The organism is Gloeotrichia echinulata CP02 (assembly GCA_038087035.1).
Lineage (GTDB): Bacteria > Cyanobacteriota > Cyanobacteriia > Cyanobacteriales > Nostocaceae > Gloeotrichia > Gloeotrichia echinulata.
Genome location: CP051187.1, coordinates 4,219,397 through 4,238,976, shown reverse-complemented (window position 1 = coordinate 4,238,976; position 19,580 = coordinate 4,219,397). Strand labels below are relative to the sequence as shown.

The 19,580-nt window shown below is 40.4% G+C and carries 18 protein-coding genes; 15 read left to right on the top strand and 3 right to left on the bottom strand.

What is annotated here, in order from left to right; genetic code table 11:
• Positions 1-9: 9 nt before the first annotated feature.
• Entirely contained in the window at positions 10-1,557 is a 1,548-nt protein-coding gene (locus HEQ19_18710) for an ATP-dependent DNA helicase (protein WYM01219.1), read from the bottom strand.
• A gap of 330 nt (positions 1,558-1,887) precedes the next feature.
• Between HEQ19_18710 and HEQ19_18705 the strand changes: the two genes are divergently transcribed.
• The 13 genes from HEQ19_18705 (at position 1,888) to HEQ19_18645 (ending at position 15,708) form a co-directional block, all read left to right on the top strand.
• Positions 1,888-2,871, top strand: coding sequence for a M48 family metallopeptidase (locus HEQ19_18705; GenBank protein ID WYM01218.1), 984 nt, complete (start codon positions 1,888-1,890; stop codon positions 2,869-2,871).
• Between the two features lie 522 nt (positions 2,872-3,393).
• Positions 3,394-3,804: a hypothetical protein gene (locus tag HEQ19_18700; GenBank protein ID WYM01217.1), complete on the top strand. Its 411-nt coding sequence runs from the start codon at positions 3,394-3,396 to the stop codon at positions 3,802-3,804.
• A 539-nt stretch (positions 3,805-4,343) separates the two neighbouring features.
• Positions 4,344-4,973: a Uma2 family endonuclease gene (locus HEQ19_18695; protein ID WYM01216.1), complete on the top strand. Its 630-nt coding sequence runs from the start codon at positions 4,344-4,346 to the stop codon at positions 4,971-4,973.
• 617 nt (positions 4,974-5,590) lie between these two features.
• Entirely contained in the window at positions 5,591-6,106 is a 516-nt protein-coding gene (locus HEQ19_18690; protein WYM01215.1) for a hypothetical protein, read from the top strand.
• A 100-nt stretch (positions 6,107-6,206) separates the two neighbouring features.
• Positions 6,207-6,839, top strand: coding sequence for a hypothetical protein (locus HEQ19_18685; GenBank protein ID WYM01214.1), 633 nt, complete (start codon positions 6,207-6,209; stop codon positions 6,837-6,839).
• A gap of 393 nt (positions 6,840-7,232) precedes the next feature.
• Complete coding sequence (locus HEQ19_18680) at positions 7,233-8,057, top strand: P pilus assembly protein, chaperone PapD (protein WYM01213.1); 825 nt, start codon at positions 7,233-7,235, stop codon at positions 8,055-8,057.
• A 242-nt stretch (positions 8,058-8,299) separates the two neighbouring features.
• Positions 8,300-9,328: a hypothetical protein gene (locus HEQ19_18675; protein ID WYM01212.1), complete on the top strand. Its 1,029-nt coding sequence runs from the start codon at positions 8,300-8,302 to the stop codon at positions 9,326-9,328.
• A gap of 32 nt (positions 9,329-9,360) precedes the next feature.
• The gene (locus tag HEQ19_18670) at positions 9,361-9,786 is read left to right on the top strand and encodes a transposase (protein ID WYM01211.1); all 426 of its coding nucleotides are present in this window, start codon (positions 9,361-9,363) and stop codon (positions 9,784-9,786) included.
• Positions 9,747-10,307 (top strand): IS630 family transposase, encoded by a 561-nt coding sequence (locus HEQ19_18665; protein WYM01210.1) that lies wholly within the window; start codon positions 9,747-9,749, stop codon positions 10,305-10,307. Before HEQ19_18670 ends, HEQ19_18665 begins: the two co-directional genes overlap by 40 nt.
• Positions 10,304-11,998 carry a carboxypeptidase-like regulatory domain-containing protein gene (locus HEQ19_18660; protein ID WYM01209.1) on the top strand — a complete coding sequence of 565 codons (1,695 nt, stop codon included), beginning with the start codon at positions 10,304-10,306 and terminating at the stop codon, positions 11,996-11,998. Before HEQ19_18665 ends, HEQ19_18660 begins: the two co-directional genes overlap by 4 nt.
• Positions 11,999-12,235: 237 nt before the next feature.
• Positions 12,236-13,762, top strand: coding sequence for a lysine--tRNA ligase (gene lysS, locus HEQ19_18655; protein ID WYM01208.1), 1,527 nt, complete (start codon positions 12,236-12,238; stop codon positions 13,760-13,762).
• Positions 13,763-14,157: 395 nt separating this feature from the next.
• On the top strand, positions 14,158-14,853 hold the full coding sequence (locus HEQ19_18650; protein WYM01207.1) for a hypothetical protein: 696 nt from the start codon (positions 14,158-14,160) through the stop codon (positions 14,851-14,853).
• A 375-nt stretch (positions 14,854-15,228) separates the two neighbouring features.
• Positions 15,229-15,708 carry a hypothetical protein gene (locus HEQ19_18645; GenBank protein WYM01206.1) on the top strand — a complete coding sequence of 160 codons (480 nt, stop codon included), beginning with the start codon at positions 15,229-15,231 and terminating at the stop codon, positions 15,706-15,708.
• 178 nt (positions 15,709-15,886) lie between these two features.
• On the opposite strand, the gene HEQ19_18640 is transcribed toward HEQ19_18645, so the two are convergent.
• Complete coding sequence (locus HEQ19_18640) at positions 15,887-16,483, bottom strand: glyoxalase-like domain protein (protein ID WYM01205.1); 597 nt, start codon at positions 16,481-16,483, stop codon at positions 15,887-15,889.
• 196 nt (positions 16,484-16,679) lie between these two features.
• On the opposite strand from HEQ19_18640, the gene HEQ19_18635 reads away from it, so the two are divergent.
• Positions 16,680-17,309 (top strand): sigma-70 family RNA polymerase sigma factor, encoded by a 630-nt coding sequence (locus tag HEQ19_18635; protein WYM01204.1) that lies wholly within the window; start codon positions 16,680-16,682, stop codon positions 17,307-17,309.
• A gap of 101 nt (positions 17,310-17,410) precedes the next feature.
• The gene (locus HEQ19_18630; GenBank protein WYM01203.1) at positions 17,411-18,529 is read left to right on the top strand and encodes a tetratricopeptide repeat protein; all 1,119 of its coding nucleotides are present in this window, start codon (positions 17,411-17,413) and stop codon (positions 18,527-18,529) included.
• Here the strand turns inward: HEQ19_18630 and HEQ19_18625 are convergent.
• Positions 18,502-19,575 carry a hypothetical protein gene (locus tag HEQ19_18625; GenBank protein ID WYM01202.1) on the bottom strand — a complete coding sequence of 358 codons (1,074 nt, stop codon included), beginning with the start codon at positions 19,573-19,575 and terminating at the stop codon, positions 18,502-18,504. The genes HEQ19_18630 and HEQ19_18625 overlap by 28 nt on opposite strands.
• Positions 19,576-19,580 lie beyond the last annotated feature (5 nt).

Genomic DNA, 19,580 nt, shown 5'->3' with positions numbered 1-19,580 from the left:
CCTAGACGCTCAAGCGTCATCAAGCTCATTGGTATTGGAGAATAAACTTGGGTCGAGATAGTTGATGCGTGCTAGAGGACTGAGGGCTGAGAGAATTTGAGCGCCGTAGCTACGGTTAACCACACGACTATCGAGTAAAGCAACAATACCTTGATTTTCTCGTACTGGTGCGATCGCCCGTTGCAATTCATTTAAAGCGGCGGGTAACAAATATAATCGAAACCAATCTTGATGCGATCGCTTATAATAAGCTACCCTACCAGCGACTAGGGGATTTTCCAAGGATGGCAAGGGTAAAGTAGCAATAATTAATAGATGAGGTGCTGGCAAGACACTTTGATGTTCTCGCCAAAATTCCCAACCACTGATTAAAATACCATTTTCATCCAAACAAGTTTTTTCTACCTGCACCCGCGAACCAAACTCAGAAGCCAGAATTGCCCCGGATTGAGCTTTGAGTGGCACATCCCCTACCAAAACCACAGTTAATCCTGGTGCTGTCGCACCCAGACACAGGAGTGTGCGGACTTTGTGAATAAATGCTGCTTGAAATTCTGGCGTGTTGGGTAGGGGTAACTGATAGGGTACATACAGTTGAATAGCTTCCCCTTGACTATCAGACGAGAACTTCAGACAAGTCACATCCTCTAAACCCAGGCGCTGGCGAAACAAAGGCGCCTCAGTTTCTGGTTCTAAAGCGCTGCCAACAAAGACTACAGGTTGACGCTGCCAAATTGGCAAGAGTATTTTCGCTAATTCAATCGGGGAACAGTGTAATGAAAATAACCCTGGACGACGGTCAATAGTAGACCAGAGGAGGGGAGGAGGGGAAGAGTTTTGATTGATATTTTGGAATAGATGCCAGAATTGCATCCAGGAATCTGGAAGCACCGCTGAATCTAAAGCCAGAAATAGACCTTGCAGAATCTCTATTTCTGGCTGGGAAATCAGATAACACTCATGGGGATTAGCCGGATGCTGAAACACCTCGTGTGTCAATTGCACCCGTGCAGCACGAATTACATCAGCTTGTTGGGGACAAGCAAGCATGAGTTGATCCCAGTCATGGGTTTGAATATCTTGGGTCAGCTGAAGACGTACCCAATCTTCTAAATCATCTACCCCATCAATAATTGTCGGAATGTCCGGGGGAAAATGTTGATTAGCAGCGAACTGCCCTCTTAACCAAGCTTCGGGGGAGGTAAGCAGTAATCCTTGGAACTCAGCACTAGGCCAATCGTCACCTGTTCTGATTGGTTTTTTGGCTGCTAACCACTGCTGTAGTCGGGGAATCTCTACTTTGAGCAGGCGTTGCTGTACTACTTCAGGAGCCACAATAATTACAGGGCCATGCCACATCAATGCCGATGCCACAAAACTAGTGCGATATCGCCCTTGATAGCCACAAACCGCCCCCACCTGAATTAAGGCGCTACGTCCCAATCGCAAAGCGCGTGCTACCAACCGTGCCATCGTCAAATGATGAGGCCAGGAAGGGAACCCCGCCTGCGATCGCAGGAAGTTATGTAGTGACAAATGAACTTCAGCCTCAATCACACGCTTTTATCCCATACAAAGTGATTTTTACTTACAAAGCCCCACTTCTATTATCTTGTCATTAGTCATTAGTCATTAGTCATTAGTCATTAGTCATTAGTCATTAGTCATTAGTCATTAGTCATTAGTCATTAGTCAGTTGTCCTTTGACCCTTGACCCTTGACCCTTGACCCTTGACCCTTGACCCTTGACCCTTGACCCTTGACCCTTGACCCTTGACCCTTGACCCTTGACCCTTGACCCTTGACCCTTGACCCTTGACCCTTGACCCTTGACCCTTGACCCTTGACCTTTGACCCTTGACCAATCATCTATTCCCTTGAATAATTATGCCAACTTACACAGGAATTTCCAGCGAAGCCTTCAGACATCCACTGGATCGCCAAGCCGAGCAAGCTTTACGGAATTTACCGGGATTTGATTTAATAGCTCGTAAATTTGTGGAATTTGTCTATGAACGCCCTCAGTTAGTCTATTTAATGGGCAACACCATCCAAGTTGGGCCGCGTCAATATTCCACTATTTACCAGATCTTTCGGGAATGTGTGCGAGATTTAGACATTTATCCCGAACCTGCAATATTTGTCTCGCAAAATCCCCAAGCAAATAGCTATGCTCTGGGACAAGAGAATCCTTACATAGTCATAAATACAGGGATACTAGATTTACTTGACGAAATCGAAATTCGGGCCGTGCTAGCCCATGAACTGGGGCATATTAAATGTGGTCATACTATTTTAATTCAAATGGCGATGTGGGCAATGAATGCTGCTTCTGCCCTAGGTGAATTAACCTTTGGCATAGGTAATTTTGTGACTCAAGCCTTGATTTATGCCTTTTTTGAATGGCGGCGCAAAGCTGAGTTATCGGCAGACAGGGCGGCGCTTTTGGTCATAGATGACTTGAATCCAGTCATGTCCACGATGATGAAAATTTCTGGTGGGAGTATAAAATATGCCAATGAATGCAGTTTACAAGAGTTTATCAAGCAATCAGAAAATTATCAGGCACTCGATGCAGACGGACTAAATCAAGTCTACAAATTTTTGATTTATAATGGCGGTCAAGGTATGATGCTGAGTCATCCATTCCCTGTAGAGCGGTTACATTATTTACGGGCATGGGCAGTATCAGAAGAATTCCAGCAAATTCGCCAGGGAAACTATCAGCGATGCCGATGGCCGGCTACGCCAACGCCTGCTACCGGTGCTGTAAATGTTGATGCCCAAACTCCGCAAAATGACGCAGAAAACTTGCGTCGTCAAATTGAAGAATTGCAACGAGAAATTGACAGAATGAAAAGGTCAGAGTAAATCCGCCTTACCCCACCCAATTCGGCGGTGGGGCGTTTGACTTATTGGTTTATCAGACCTACTCTGGGGGCACATTAATAATCGTAGGGTGCGTGACGCTGCGATAAATATTGTACGCAGCTTACTTGACTTATCGCGTCACGCACCATTCTTTAAATGTCACACGTAAGTAAGTCCTGGGTTAAGTTTTTGAGACTTAAATCTTACCAAAAATACTTTTAAAACACCCTCTCAGTTGTTTACAGCAAGCATTTTCTGGTAGCAAAGCTAGGCAAGATCTAACTGGATGACATCAGACATAATCTATTTTTTCGGTTCCCTAAACCTGGATAATATTTATGGTATCTGCTGACTAAGCACATCAGTAGGGTGCGTCAGATGTCAAAAATCTGTTGATCATCAGCAATTTCTCACATATTTCGCACCCTACAAGATACTCAGACACGATCCCCTATTGGGCGGGAAAATCCAGAGTTTATTGATTGTATCTCAACTTTTAGTGTGATTCAGGAATTTATCAACATGTCAAGTAACTTCACAAAACGACTAACTATATTAGCTACTATTCTTGCCGTGATCTTCTTCATACCTGGAATTGCCTTAGCAGCACCAACTCAATTCGAGGCTATCAATACCACAATTATTGCCACAGCGACCACATCAGATACAGAAATTGACCTGACTCCCCAAGAACGTCAACAAATGCAGGCTGTGCGTCAACGAAGAAATCGCGAAATTCTGGCTATTTTAGACTCATCACAACGTGCCCAACTTGCTCATAATCTGCGACATGGTAACAACTTGAATCAGGCTTTAGAAAAGCTGAATTTGCAAGCAGAACAGCAAGATTTGCTCAAAGCAATCATGCAATTGACTAACTTGAAATTGAAAGCAATTGTATCGCGGCGCTTGCTACCTGTAGGGCAGAATTGATGCTCTCACCCCTAATAGGATGGAGAGTTGCGAATAGGGGATAACACCCATTTGATAGGCTATGTGAGGACGATTGTGGGTAGGGGCGCAAGGCCTTGCGCCCCTATAGATTATTCAACGACGCCAAAAAAACTATATTACATATCAATACAGTTCAGTTAAGGAAAATTGTCGTAGGGGCACGGCACGAATAAAATTGTCATTAGAAGAAAAGATTTTGGATGCCGTGCCCCTACACTGTATACCATTCGAGCCTAACTGAACTATATTGTATTATATATAGAGTAATTTTGTTATGCGTTAAAATTCATGATAACGCATAATCTAGGGCAGAATTGAAGCTCTGACCCCTAATAGGATGGAGAGTTGCGAATAGGGAATAACACCCATTTTATAGGCTATGTGAGGACGATTGTGGGTAGGGGCGCAAGGCCTTGCGCCCCTACAGATTATTCAACGACGCCAAAAAAACTATATTATATATAGAGTAATTTTGTTATGCGTTAAAATTCATGATAACGCATAATCCAAAGCACGTTATGACCCAAACACAAGCCGAACTAAAACTATTTACCTTCGATGAATTTATCGAATGGTATCCAGAAAACTCAGAAGTACGTTACGAATTGCATGATGGGGTGATTGTTGAAATGCCTAAACCTAAAGGGGAGCATTCTGATTTGGCTGGTTTTTTGATTGAAGAATTACTCATCACAATTAGAGAGATGGGTAAGCGCGGTATCTGGACTATACCTAAAGAATCTATTATTAAACCGCAGCGCGATAAGTCAGGGTACGAACCGGACATTATTGTTTTAAATCAAGAAACTATTGACACTGAGACGCGGTGGAAAAAAGAATCAGTTATCCATAATGCTAGTTCGGTCAAACTAATAGTTGAAGTAGTTAGTAGCAACTGGCAAGATGACTACTACGATAAACTGCGGGATTATGAAGGTATGGGCATTGCCGAATACTGGATTGTAGACTATGCTGCGTTGGGTGGACGCAAGTTTATTGGTAATCCCAAAGTCCCGACAATTTTTGTGTGCGAATTAATTGACGGGGAATATCAAATGACCCCGTTTAGGGATAATGATCGTATCGTATCGCCTACTTTGGCGCAGTTAAACTTGACCGTGCAACAGATTTTTGATTCGGTATTATAGAAGAGATAAATTACGCCGTTAGCAAACAAGAGAATTGAGAAAGCAATATGCCTTTTTGCTTTTTGCTTGCATTAAACACCAAAATGAGTAAACAATCTGCCTTTTTGCTGATTGAAATCGACGTTATTAGGAGTAGCCCTTTCAAGGTGGGTAAAAATTTTGCTCAAAAAATCTCTTTTTCATCTCTTCTCTCTGTGCCGGTCACTGAGCGTAGCCGAAGTGCTGTGTCTCGGTAGTTAAATAAATGACTTTTTAACCGCAGAGTCCGCAGACAGCGCAGAGAAAAAACCGGATTTTACGAGTCACCTTGAAAGGGGTAGTCCCAATACTGCTCGGTTAAGCCCAAAAACCTTAACCCACGTAGGTTGGGTTTCGTTCCTCAACCCAACCTACGATTTTCCTTAACCGAGCAGTATTGGGGGTAGTCCTAGTCGTGACAACCTTGGCGATTTACATATCACAAAATAATATATTAGTCAAATAGATTATTTATAGGTATTTTAAATTTTGAATAGATAAATTCCTAGGTAAAAAAGAATTACTTAAGTATATATACTCTTTTTATTTGTATACAGAAAAATTAGTATTTTTACGTAAAACTTTTCGGGCAACAAAATATGCAAAACCTACTGCGTAAAGCCTTAGTTGTGTCTAGTTTAACTGCTTTAGGAATCGCATCTTGCGCTGGTGCATCCTATGCAGGAAACGCTAATTTAAACCTGAGTAGTACCATTGCCATTGACTGCGCTTTCAACAGTTACGTATACAACAATTCTTCTGGCGTAGTTAGTGTAGTAGATAATTTTGCTGAAAGTATCACCTGGGAAGGTTATGTAGGAATAAGTTGTAATCATGGCGGTAACGTCCAAGTTAGCACTTCATCTCCTAGTGTAAGTTCACCAGTGACCGCCGCTCGCGCACTGCCGACTTACAAGGGAGAATACTTAAGTGTTGGTGGCACTAATATCTGGAAACAAGGCGATTTTTATACTGCAGAAAGCTCAGTTACAGTACCACCTAGTGCCAGCATACCCTACGTTGCCGTATTAAGTACTACTCCTGGTACATCTGGTCCTGGCTTACGCAATGGTAGCTACGGTTACACCTTTACCCTGACCGCCACACCAAATTAATCACCGGATGGGGTAGAGATGAGGGAGTTTTTTCTTCTCTCACTTTGCAATTCCCAGTCCAAATACTTCTCGGTTAAGCCCTTTTAGAGAGGATATTTAAATGGTTTCAGCTATTCTCATTTGCTTAACCGAGCAGTATTATTCCCCCGACAGAGTACAGTGCATTAACAGAAATCAAAACATTACCAAAACCATGCAAAAGTTACTGCGTAAAGTCTTATTTGTGTCTAGTTTAACTGCATTAGGAATCGCCTCTTATGCTGGCACATCCTATGCAGGAACAGCTACTTTAACTGCAAGTCAAAGTATTAACGTTGACTGTAATTTCAATAACTCCGGTTACTCAAATAATGCTGGTACAGTTCAATTTAACTCATCTGGGGTGATCCCTCAAAGTATCACTTGGACAGGAATAGTAGGAGTAACTTGTAACAACAATGGTAACGTGCAAATTTCTGCTGCTCCCTATGGATTTAGTGGTTATAGCAATGGAGGGCTAGGCCAAGTGTTGACAGCACGCAATCTTAGCACCTATACCGGGGAATACTTAAAGGTTGGTGGCACTAACATTTGGAAAAATGGTAGTTATGTTGCCAATTCCTCAGTGACCTTAACACCCAGTGCTAGCATTCCTTATGAAATTGGCTTAGTTACCAACGCTGGTAACTCTGGTCCTGGCTTACCCAATGGGTCATACGCCTATTACTTTACCCTGACAGCCACACCAAATTAATCATCTTTTCACCTAATTGTTTAACGATTTCTCCTTATTCTCTTGATTTTGCTAAGGGGAAATCAAAACTTGATGTTTTGGAGATTTAACCACAGATAAACACAGAAAATTGGTGTTTATCTATGTTCATCTGTGGTTTATTTGCTGTTTATTCACCAGGACTTACGCTAGTGTCACATTTAAAGAATGGTGCGTGACGCCACAAGTCTTACTCCCTTCCCGGTCTAAGATTACCTATAATTTTCCTTCTTCTCTGCGAGACGCTCCGCGAATGCGCCTTTGCGCCTTTGCGTGAGATCAAAATTATTGCGGTAATCTTCCAGCGGAAAGGGAGTAGCCTACAATATTTATCGCTGCGTCACGCACCCTACGATTATTAATTCACAATTACCTATGCTTAAATTTAGCCAAAAATTCCTACCTTTATTGAGCACTCTTGCTATTTCCACTATCGCATTACTCCCAGGAATCGCTCAAGCACAAATTCGCTATTCCCCACTAATAATTGAATCCACCGCTGAACAAGGTCAAGCCAGAGGAATTATTGAAATTAGCAATGGAGGAAGTGAAGAATTTCGTGGTCGCATTTATGCTGAACCTTTTACCTATAATCGCGATGGATTTGTATCCGAAAAATCTAATCTTCAAGACTTAACTCCTTTTCTCACATTTTCACCCCGTGAAGTAGTCATTGCACCCAGACAAACTCGCCGCATTCGTCTAGTTTCTCAATTTCTTCCTAGTACCGCATCAGGAGAATATCGCGCCGTAATTTTTACTGAAGGTTTAGAACAAGTACAAACCCAAGGACAATATTCAGTAGGAATTAAACCCCGCTTTGGGATTACTATGTATGTCCGTCTGGGACAGACAGCGCCAAATTTAACCGTGCAGAGTGCTAGTTTTAATCCTGAAAGTAAGCAAATTGTTTTGTTAGTCAGCAACAAGGGTAATGCTTCAACATTTCCTAACGCCATTTGGACTCTGAAACAAGGGGGGACGACGATAGCAAAGGGAGATAGTAAAGATTTTACGGTAATTGCTGGCAAAGAAAGAAATATTCTGATTAACTTTTTAGAAAAAGATAAAAAAGTTGCTGCAGGTGAATATCAATTGACTGGTGATTTGGTTTGGGGTGATAGAGAAAAACCACAAAAATTACCATTTAATATCAATGTTACTATTACGCCACAACAAGCAGCAACTGCTAATAAGTAATCTGGAGAATGGGGAATGAAAAGTAGGGTGCGTCAGAACCAGAAAATTAGTAATATTGTTCCAAAAATAATCTGTCTGACGCACCGTGCAGATTACAGCAATTTTCATTTCTTTGAACCACAGATCCTTGTAGGGGCGCAAGGCCTTGCGCCCCAAAAGCGTGGTCTATTTACCTGAAAATCATTGTAATATCTGTACCTCATTTACCTGCAATCTGCTGTATTTGGGTACTTCAATCCGATATGCTACTCAGTCCGAGTTTAGATAATCAACAGATACTTGCAATTACAGAACCAAAAGTATGTGAGATTTGTTATTTTAATACAAAAGATTATTTTTATCCACCATTCCTAATTTCCAATTCTCCAATCGCTGAAAACTCCACACCAAAAACTATTCCTCAACAAACTATAGCAGAACCTGCAAAATTTACTCGCTTACCAGTAGGTTTAAATTTGGGTAAGAAAACCGTTATTACCTCAACTTTTGTCAAGGGTGCGGAAGATGGTAAGGAAGCTATTGATTTTGAAAATTGGTTAGTCTCTTTTAAAGATGTCAAGGAAGCATTAAATTTAAATGTTAAGACATTGGAAGATGGTCAACTAGAACTGCGTTCTCCTGGTTTAGTAACGCGCATTAATCCCAAAGAATTAAAAACTGACCCGGAATTAGGACTAGTTTTATCGATTACAGATATTCAAACGATATTAGGAGTCAAATGTGAATTTAATATAGTGGATTATGCGATTGTTTTTAATCCCCCTTGGTTGAATTTGTCAGGAAACCAGCCAGAAGAAAAACAACTTCCTGTGATTCTTGAGGGATTACCCAAAATTAACGCACCCACTTTTACTCTGACTACTATAGGACAACAAATTAATTCTACGGGGAATTCAACTTCTAAAGTTATCAACTCCCAAGGTAATTTCACCGCAATTGGTAGTCTTTTGGGTGGAAGTTGGATTTTGGGGATTAACCAATCAGATTTAACAGATACAAATACCTGGAAACTAGATCAAGCCCAATATTTACGTCAAACACCTACTGCTGATTATGTTCTTGGTTCTCAGCCGACTTTTTGGCAAAATCAAGGTCAAGGTTCATATTGGGGATTCACTACTATTCAAAGGTTAGGCTTTACTCCCACAACTTCATCAGCAGGCGGATTTAGTCCTAATCAGCGATTACAAACTGACGAAATTATCCGCACAATTACAGGAGAAGCAAAACCAGGAACTTTAGTACAGTTACAGCACTTTCCAGCAATGTGAAGTACAATATGTAAGATAGATAAATTATTATTATGAAACCATATTCCGTCGATCTGAGAGAAAAAATAGTCAATGCTTATCAGTTAGGAAATATTTCAGTTAGAAAGTTAGCTGTAAACTTTGGTGTTGGTAAAGCTTTTGTACAAAAAATGTTGAGACAGTATAAAGAGAAAGGACATGTTAATCCTGGTAAGCAAGGGACAAGAAAAAAAGCGGTATTAGCAGATTCTGCGGCTCAACTTGTTGCATTGGTAAAAAAGTATCCAGATGCAACTCTCTCTGAATATTGTGAATATTGGCTCTTAACTGAGGGGCAACTAGTGAGTTCCAGCATGATGTGTAGAGAATTGCAAAAATTAAATCTAACTCGTAAAAAAAAACGGTTCGCAGCAGTCAGGCAGCTACCGATAGAGTTCAATTGCTCAGGTGTGAATACAGAGAGAAAGTCAGAGATATAGAGCCGAAAAATCTGGTTTTTTTGGATGAAGCAGGCTTACTGCTTGGGTTAATGCGTCCAAAAGCTCGTAGTGAAAAAGGAAGTAGAGTATATGATGTAAAACCATTTTATCGAGGTAAAAAAGTCACTATTATCGGCGCAATCAGTATGGATAAAGTATTGGCTGTGATGACACTAGATGGTTCAATGGATAGTAATGCTTTTCGCGTGTTTATAGAAAAGTTGTTAGTGCCTCAATTATGGAAAGGTGCAGTTGTCATAATGGATAACCTATTTGCCCATAAGATCGATGAAATTACGCCCATAATTGAATCTGTTGGTGCCAGTGTCATCAATCTATCTTCTTATTCACCAGATTTTAATCCCATTGAACATTGGTGGTCACAGCTTAAAGCTTTTATCAAAACATTTTCTCCAAAAACTACTCAAATGGTAGATGTATTGATTGCAATTGCTTTAAATCTAATCAATCCTATGCATCTGCGAAATTGGTTTGCTAACTGCTGCTACTGTACTTCATGATTCAGGAAAGTGCTGTAAAATCAGGAATTAGCAATATAGTTGCTGCAGAAGTTTTAGTTGATTCTTCTGGAGTATATCGCTTTGAAAATATCCCGACGGGAGGAATTAGTGGTAACAGCTACCGTATTTATCTCTATCCCAATGGACAATTAACTGCAGAACCAAAAATCGAAGAAGCAAAATTTTCTATTTTATCAGGTCAACTAAGTCAAGGAACTTCAGGTTTAATTATTTCTGCAGGTTTAAGTCAACAGCAATCTCAAAATAATCTTATTGGTAACTTTAAAGACTGGCGTGGTGGAGTAGCTTATCGTTTGGGAGTAACAGAAGACTTAACTTTGGGTGCAGGGGTAATTTACGACCAGTCGCTATTAGGATTAGGAGAATTGTTTTATCAGTCTACAAAATTGCCTTTAAGAGTAAATGCTTCATTATTAATGGGAACTAAAAATAAAGGTTGGGACTATAACACCAATATTAGCTTTAATCCATCGCCTCGGTTAAGTTTTAATTTTTTTAATGACCGCCTTTCCCAACGGTTTGACGTAAATTGGCAAGCTTTGACTGGTGTCAGTTTTAAAATCAGCAGTAATAGTCGAGAAAATACGTTGAATGCGGGAATTAATCTGGCGCTAATTCTGCGGACTTTTTCGCTATTTAGTAGCGCCGATATTGATAATAAAAATAATTTACGCTGGAATATAAGTTCCTCCTTAGACAATTTGCAACTCAGTCATCGCCAGAACGAAATTGGGACAAATACAGAACTTAACTATAACTTTTCTGGCACTTCTCAGCTAGGAAATGCTCTGACTATTGGTTACGAAACTCGGAATTATAATAATGAAGATTATTTAGCTACGAGTAAAATCCGTTACCGATCAACAAAATTATCCAACGGATATAGACCCCGCTGGGAATTAGATTTAGGTTATGGTATTGGTTCTAGAGGTAACGGATTGATAGCCTCTGCATCTACCTCGATTATTCCCGGCTTGACCTTGGGAATACGCTATCAGGAAGTCTCAATTACCAGTAATGAAACAAGTTTCAAAATAGAATTATCTCCTAGTTTAAACTTACAACCTCAACTTAGTGCAGGAGATTCTCGTTTTGACCGCTTACGCAATGAGGGGGGAATCTTTGTACAGCCTTTTTTGGATAAGAATGGGAATAACAGACTAGATAATAATGAAGAAATTTATATAAAAGATGCAGATTTATTGTTAGTCATTAATAATCAAAGTCTTAAATCCTTCCAACCTGAATTTACCTCAAATGGAGTTCTTGTTAAACTTCCTCCGGGATTTTATCGCCTTGACCTCGATTCTGCGGGTTATCCTATCAATAGAAAACCTTTAGAATCTGCCTATGCTGTGGAAGTAGTCGCGGGAAGTTATACTATTATTAGGGTGCCGATGAAGCTTTCCTATACAGTTGCGGGTAGAGTTACAGTTAATGGACAAGACCCAGTTCCAGGCGCGAAGGTAGAAGCAGTTCCATCTAAGTCAGGAAAATCAGAAAAGTCTATTGTTTCGATTACAAATGGTGCGGGAATTTTCTTTTTAGAAGAACTGCAGCCGGGGGTTTATAATTTATTAGTTAATGGTCAGCCTGCTCAACCTAGTACAATAGAGATTAACCAAAATTCCAACCCATTACAAGAAGTGAATTTAGTTATAAATAATTAAGCAACTTCCAAATAAAAAAATATCCCACATGTAGGGTGCGTCAGCAGCGAGAAATCCAAGACATCACCAGAAATTATTGGTACTGAATTGGTACTGACGCAGCCTACGAAATCAACTAAATAGCTCGGCTATTGAACCGTACTGGTTTTGGTCGTCATTTGTCACTGGTCATTGCTCATTGGTAAGGATTTGTTTTCTAGCATCTATAATGAATCTTGCCCTCTTTAGTTCGTTACCATGTCCGAAGAAGATATCCGTGGCGCTAGGCTCGAAAAAGTAGAACAACTTAAGCAGCTAGGCTTGAATCCCTACGCCTATCGTTGGGAATTAACACATCACGCAGCACAATTGCAAGAAAAATTTGCCGAATTACCCAGTGGTGAAGAAGTTGATATAGAAGTTTCCATTGCTGGACGCATTATGGCGCGTCGCGTTTTTGGTAAACTGGCTTTCTTCACCTTGCAAGATGAAACAGGTACTATTCAGCTTTATTTAGACAAAAATCGTATCCAAGAAAGCATGGCAGATGTGGATGCTGATGCTTTTAATCACATTAAACAACTTTCAGATGCAGGTGATATTCTGGGAGTTAAAGGTACTATAAAACGGACTGAAAAGGGCGAGTTATCGGTCTACGTCAAACAATATACCATTCTTACTAAATCTCTGTTACCCTTACCCGACAAATGGCATGGATTGACCGATGTTGCTAAACGCTACCGTCAGCGCTATGTTGACTTGATTGTTAACCCGGAAGTAAGGCAAACTTTCCGCCGTCGTGCCCAAATTACAGCGGGTATTCGTCGCTACTTAGAACAGCGGGATTTTCTGGAAATTGAAACGCCAGTTCTACAAAGTGAGGCTGGGGGCGCAGATGCACGTCCTTTTGTCACCTACCACAACACTTTAGAAATAGAGTTGTATTTGCGAATTGCGACCGAACTGCACCTAAAACGCTTGATTGTTGGTGGCTTTGAAAAGGTGTTTGAATTAGGGCGAATTTTCCGCAATGAAGGGGTTTCTACTCGCCATAATCCCGAATTTACCTCAATTGAAGTTTACCAAGCCTACGCCGATTACAACGATATGATGGCGTTGACAGAGGGCATTATTACCACTGTTGCTCAAGAGGTTATTGGCACATTAGAAATTACCTACCAAGGTGAAAATGTGAGTTTGACCCCACCTTGGCGACGGGTAACAATGCACGATGTAGTTAAAGAATATACAGGCTTAGATTTCAATTTTTTCCCAACATTAGAAGAGGCAAAAATAGCTAGTAAAAATGCGGGAATTCCCGGTGTAGATGAAGTAAAATCGATAGGAAAGTTACTGAATTTAGCCTTTGAAGAAAAGGTAGAAACCAACTTAATTCAGCCCACCTTTGTTATTGATTACCCTGTGGAAATTTCGCCCTTGGCTAAACCTCACCGTTCTAAACCCGGTTTGGTGGAACGCTTTGAGTTATTTATTGTCGGGCGAGAAACTGCTAACAGCTTCTCAGAACTTACAGATCCCGTAGATCAAAGAGAACGCTTAGAAGCACAAGCAGCTAAAAAAGCCGCTGGCGATTTGGAAGCTCAAGGCGTCGATGAAGACTTTTTGACAGCCTTAGAATATGGTATGCCACCCACAGGCGGTTTAGGAATTGGGATTGATCGATTGGTGATGTTATTAACAGATTGTGCCAGTATTCGGGATGCGATCGCCTTCCCCCTACTCAAGCCAGAAAAATCTGACTCATCCCCAGAACCCGCTACTTAGGGACTTCTAATTAAACAAACTCCAATTTGTAGGGTGCGTCAGTCAGCGAAACCCCTAATTGTCAATAGATTACTGGTACTGACGCACCCTACGGACTCAAATATAACCCAATACAGTTCAGTTAAGAAAATTGTCGCAGGGGCACGGCACGAATAAAATTGTCATTAGAAGAAAAGATTTTGGATGTTCCCTACACTGTATACCACTGGAGTCTAACTGAACTGTATTGAAATATAACCACAATGATCTGTAGAGGCGCAAGGCCTTGCGCCCTCATTGCGCCCCTACCAGGACTTTCGATGAAATTTTGTCTCTCTACAGGTTTTAACTTCATAATGCTATAAAATAATCTTAAAATTCCCACGTGATATTCGGCTTTAGAGGTGTAATATTGTTTGCAAGCTACAGAAATTAAAGATAAACTTAAGTCCCTCATCGAAGAAGCATCTACAATCGACCCCTGTTTAGCCAAAAGGTTAGATGAGATAAATCGCTGGGTTAAAGATGTCAAGCCCGGTTCTCTAACCGCTAAAAGATTTGTACTCTTTTTTCTGCAACAGATCATCAGGGATGCGCTAATTTGGCTTGACATTCAAGCCATTACATCCCTTGAGGAGCAGCAACAGTATTTTGAACTGATGACACCAACGGAACGCTATTGGTATAGCTACCTGTTCCCTAAATGGCTCAACGAAACCGATCCAAAGTTTTATATATGGAAACAAAAACTGATGGCAGGTGAGTTTAATCAACCTGATACTAATCTGCTTAAATCTATAGCTACCGATATTGTCCATCATCAAGGCACTTTTTGGCAGTGCTATATAGCAGATTTTTCAATGGCAACTGATATAATAGTCAGTAGTAGGCATAAGCATCCATTGTGTGTTCAACTTACAAGCCTATCTGATGAATTGTCTCAAGAAAAGTCTGCTCATTGGAAAAACACTCTCCAACGGTGGGGTATAGATAGAGGATTATTCTTAAGTTACAATCCCTCTGCCACTAATTATGTAAATCGGATAGTCAACCTCTCACTATATAACAGTGATAATCTGAGAGCAGATATTTATTTAAAATTCACTTTGTAACTAGTCATGATGAGCGGCGGCTAGGGAATAAGAAGTAACATTTTTGACTAAGCACTAGGCAGTCACCATTTTTTGCGCTTTCGTAGGTAACAATAGATACTAGTGTCTTTACTAATTCAGGTCGGCGATTGTGCATTGCGAGGAAACATGAGATTTACATTCCTTAACGTCCTTTGCTTTATCACCATCTGTCTAGTACCGCTGTGCGTAATTCAAAATTCAAAATTCAAAATTCAAAATTCAAAATGAATACAGCGTAAGCTTTTCAGGAATTTTGGATGGGTACTCTACGAACCCCGCGCTGTACTAGTTACTATCAGGTCATCTACCGTCTGAAGTTTTGTAGCAATTAGGTACTAACCACATAAAATGATCATGGGGAAAGATAGGCTAACTGAACCTCAAGATAGATTAGAACAATTTTTGCAACATTTAGAAGAAGCTCGACAACTCCAAAGGGACTGGATGACTTATGGGTTGGACTGCGTAGACATATATTTTGAAGATATAGATGGAGATTGGTTAGAAAAGTGGGGTGAAGATGAACAGACGCAACAGACACCTACGGAATCTTTGATTGCGTTCCTACAAAGTGATGATTGGGTAGCTGTCAGGGTAAGAAAGCAGCTAATAGATAAACCAATCTCAGAAATAGCAGCTAAGTTGGAAAAATATATGAGTTTCCCGCAAGCAGAAGACCGGATTTTTGCTGTCAAAAATTTGTTAACTGCTAGGCTCATCAGTGGAGGGAGTTACCAGGATGACAACGACCAGAGAAATCAAGAAATGGAAATCCAGGATTTAGCGACAGAACTACTACAGAAGTTGGGAGAAATGTTGAACTGTCAAAATTGAACAATTGTCTTGGAGGTCAAGAGTCAAGGGTCAAGTGTCAAGAGTCCGGGTTTTTGAACTCTTGACTTTTGACTCTTGTCTGCGACACGCTGCGCGATGACAACCTCCGCGAAAAAAATATGACAGTTGCGTAAGTCCTATTATTTTCTGGCGACCTAACTGTTCACTCCTAACTTTTTTAACTCGCTACCTCGGCCACTTCAATAATGCGCCCTTCATAATCCTTAACTAAAAAATTCAGGGGCTTTTGGTTGCGAATTTTGAACTTCAAACCGCGTGTTTCAACTCGCATTAAAATTAGTTCTAAGCAGTCGCGGTCAAAGCAAACGTGGCGTTGTTGATTTTTTATCCCCAAACTTGCTCCGGTGATGACGTGTAGCTGGGTGTTTTTCTTGATTTGATACCATAATCCTTCACTGGCATTGTTCATCATTCTGCCAGAGAAGCTAGGGCCTGTAGACATATAAAGCGGATCGATACCTGTGGCGCCTATGGTTTGCTCATAGTTGTAATAGTAGTGCAAAGGAACTTCAGCCGCTGGTAAGTCAAGCAGCCCTTCATACAACTGTCGGGCTATCTCCAAATCGGACACCATGACTGTATGTACTTTTGGGGCGCTGGTGAGGAACATCCACATGGCACCGGCGTATGCTGCAAGTAGCATCACCATAATGCCTTGGGTGGATAATAGGCTATCCAAGGCTAGGGAAGGCAGAAATGAGGCGAAGGTAACAGGCATAACCAGTAAGGGTATCACGCTAGCTGCTATAACCATGAATAATGAAAGATTGTATAACGGGGCGACTTTTCTTATTTTCGATCCAGACTAAAATAGAGTCCTTGCTTATAGTGTATCAAGAGTCCATCACTCTGGGCCTTAACGACAAAGTAGCCATCATCAAAATATTATGCCATTAACGACGGGACTGCCATCCCCAAGAGTATTTTAACAACTATTAACGTCAACGCTCGTGCAAATTCCTCATTTTCCCGAAGCTCATCACCCGCTGGTTAAGTCACTGTTTCATGAGAGTGACCAAGAACTGCTAACTCTGTTTCAGCGTTATCCAGATACGGGAAAGTATTTTACGGCGATTTTTTGCCGCTATAGCCCCATAGTCTACACTTTGATTCGCCATTCAGCGCGATCGCCTGTGCAAGCCGATTATCTGTTTGCGCTAACTTGGCGACATATCTACTACGAACTCGGTGGTCTTGATTTAACCCGTCCTCAAGCTGGTCAGGAACCATTAACCCTGCAAAATTGGCTGATCAACATGACAGCATTTTGCATTAATGAGATAAAAATACCACCAACCGAAGCCATTCATTATTCTCTCAAGGCGACTTCACCACCTCTGTGGTGCTACGTCGAACAAGCATTGGATCAACTAGCGCCTGTTTTGCGGTTTGTGGTCTTGATGGCTCAAACTTTCCATTGGGGCGAAACTAGGATTGCTGCTTATCTGCAAGCTGAAGGAGAAAATATTACGCCGCTTGAGGTAGCAAATTTTCTCCAGGAAGGATATCGTATGCTAGAGGACAAATTGCCTGGAGATATTCGTGTCATTTACTTAGGTGAGAATTTATCTCTTTCTTAATTTAAGTGAATATACGCAATATTATAGAGTTAATATCACTTTTTTTTTGAAACTGCTTGTCTAACCTTCTAATTAAAATCGTCATATCAGGGGTAAGCTTTATGAAACAACGGCATATATTCCCAAGGTTAACTTTTTTGAATTTGAAATTTGGGAAATTTTGGATTTTAAATGATGCTACCCTTAGCTTAGTCCAGGAAAACAAATTAAAGTTTTTGCCTTTTTGCTTTTTAGTGTCTACAGTTTTACTCAATCCCTTAACTGCAGGTGCTGCTGACATTACCCAACAACTCCACCGTCCTGCAAATAGATCAGTTTTGGTAGAATCTAGAGATAAGGCAGACAGTTTGCTGCGGATTGGTGAAGAACAATATGCTTCAGGATATGCCGAGAAAACAATTGATTCTGGCTTACAATCTTTGGAGATTTATCACTCCATTGGCGACCTCAAAGCACAAGGAACAACTTACGATTTGCTAGCTAAAGCTTATATCCAATTAGGGCGTTTAAAAGAAGCGGAAGATGCTTTACGTCGTCGGTTAGCGATCGCACGTGATAATCAAGACTTTGAATCGCAAATTTTTGCACTCAATAATATTAGCACTTTACTACTACAAGCAGGAGAATCCATCCCAGCGGGACAAGCATTAGATGAAGCGCTGACCATTGCTCGCAATGTCGAAAATATTCCAGGACAAGGACTATCTTTGAGTAATTTGGGTCTAGTAGCTGCTAGATTGGGAAATGCTAACAAAGCAATTAAATTGTATGAACAAGCTTTAAATTATCGTCGTCAAATTGGCGATCCTATTGGTGAGGCTAATACCCTGAATAATTTAGGCGATACCTACCTAGCGGTAGGAAATTATCAGGAAACAATCGGGACTTATGGAGCAGCATTGCGGATAGCTAAAACTAGCCGTGATCGCACAAACTATTTACGCGCAATAGACGGTTTAGTCACCGCTCACAGTTCAGTTGGACGCTATCAACGAGCCTTTGATTTATTAGCAGAACGTTTAGCGATCGCCAAGGAATTGCAAAATCTCCGGGAAGAATTGAAATCATTTGAATCCTATGCTCAATTGTATGAACAATTAGGTAATTATCCAACAGCCCGCAATTTTTACGAACGGGCGATTATATTGGCGCAGAAACTAGAAGACAACAAGCAAGAATTGCGATTGCGCGATCAGGTGACTCGGATACTTAAGCGGTGATTGGTGATTGGGGATTGGGGATTGGGGGGATGACCAATGACAAAGAGTAATGAGTAATGAGTAATGAGTAATGAGTAATGACAAATGACCAATGACCAATGACCAATGACAAATGACCAATGACAAATGACAAATGACAAATGACCAATGACAAATGACAAATGACAAATGACAAATGACCAATGACAAAGAGTAATGAGTAATGAGTAATGAGTAATGAGTAATGAGTAATGAGTAATGAGTAATGAGTAATGAGTAATGAGTAATGAGTAATGAGTAATGACAAATGACAAATGACAAATGACCAATGACAAATGACAAAGAGTAATGAGTAATGAGTAATGAGTAATGAGTAATGAGTAATGAGTAATGAGTAATGAGTAATGAGTAATGACAAATGACAAATGACCAATGACAAATGACAAATGACAAATGACAAATGACAAATGACAAATGACAAATGACAAATGACAAAGAGTAATGAGTAATGAGTAATGAGTAATGAGTAATGAGTAATGAGTAATGAGTAATGAGTAATGAGTAATGACCAATGACAAATGACAAATGACAAATGACAAATGACAAATGACAAATGACAAATGACAAATGACAAATGACAAATGACCAATGACAAAGAGTAATGAGTAATGAGTAATGAGTAATGAGTAATGAGTAATGAGTAATGAGTAATGAGTAATGAGTAATGACAAATGACCAATGACCAATGACCAATGACCAATGACCAATGACCAATGACCAATGACCAATGACAAATGACAAATGACAAATGACAAATGACCAATGACAAATGACCAATGACAAATGACCAATGACAAATGACCAATGACAAATGACCAATGACAAAGAGTAATGAGTAATGAGTAATGAGTAATGAGTAATGACAAATGACCAATGACCAATGACCAATGACCAATGACCAATGACCAATGACAAATGACAAATGACAAATGACAAATGACAAATGACAAATGACCAATGACCAATGACCAATGACCAATGACAAATGACAAATGACAAATAACCAATGAAG

Bases quoted from the DNA above. Each gene is read 5' to 3' on its own strand.
- HEQ19_18640 (WYM01205.1), bottom strand. From the start codon at position 16,483: ATGGTTATAGCAGCTAGCGTGATACCCTTACTGGTTATGCCTGTTACC.
- HEQ19_18700 (WYM01217.1), top strand. From the start codon at position 3,394: ATGTCAAGTAACTTCACAAAACGACTAACTATATTAGCTACTATTCTT.
- HEQ19_18705 (WYM01218.1), top strand. From the start codon at position 1,888: ATGCCAACTTACACAGGAATTTCCAGCGAAGCCTTCAGACATCCACTG.
- HEQ19_18660 (WYM01209.1), top strand. From the start codon at position 10,304: ATGATTCAGGAAAGTGCTGTAAAATCAGGAATTAGCAATATAGTTGCT.
- HEQ19_18680 (WYM01213.1), top strand. From the start codon at position 7,233: ATGCTTAAATTTAGCCAAAAATTCCTACCTTTATTGAGCACTCTTGCT.
- HEQ19_18675 (WYM01212.1), top strand. From the start codon at position 8,300: ATGCTACTCAGTCCGAGTTTAGATAATCAACAGATACTTGCAATTACA.
- HEQ19_18645 (WYM01206.1), top strand. From the start codon at position 15,229: ATGGGGAAAGATAGGCTAACTGAACCTCAAGATAGATTAGAACAATTT.
- HEQ19_18695 (WYM01216.1), top strand. From the start codon at position 4,344: ATGACCCAAACACAAGCCGAACTAAAACTATTTACCTTCGATGAATTT.
- HEQ19_18690 (WYM01215.1), top strand. From the start codon at position 5,591: ATGCAAAACCTACTGCGTAAAGCCTTAGTTGTGTCTAGTTTAACTGCT.
- HEQ19_18630 (WYM01203.1), top strand. From the start codon at position 17,411: ATGAAACAACGGCATATATTCCCAAGGTTAACTTTTTTGAATTTGAAA.
- lysS (WYM01208.1), top strand. From the start codon at position 12,236: ATGTCCGAAGAAGATATCCGTGGCGCTAGGCTCGAAAAAGTAGAACAA.
- HEQ19_18670 (WYM01211.1), top strand. From the start codon at position 9,361: ATGAAACCATATTCCGTCGATCTGAGAGAAAAAATAGTCAATGCTTAT.
- HEQ19_18685 (WYM01214.1), top strand. From the start codon at position 6,207: ATGGTTTCAGCTATTCTCATTTGCTTAACCGAGCAGTATTATTCCCCC.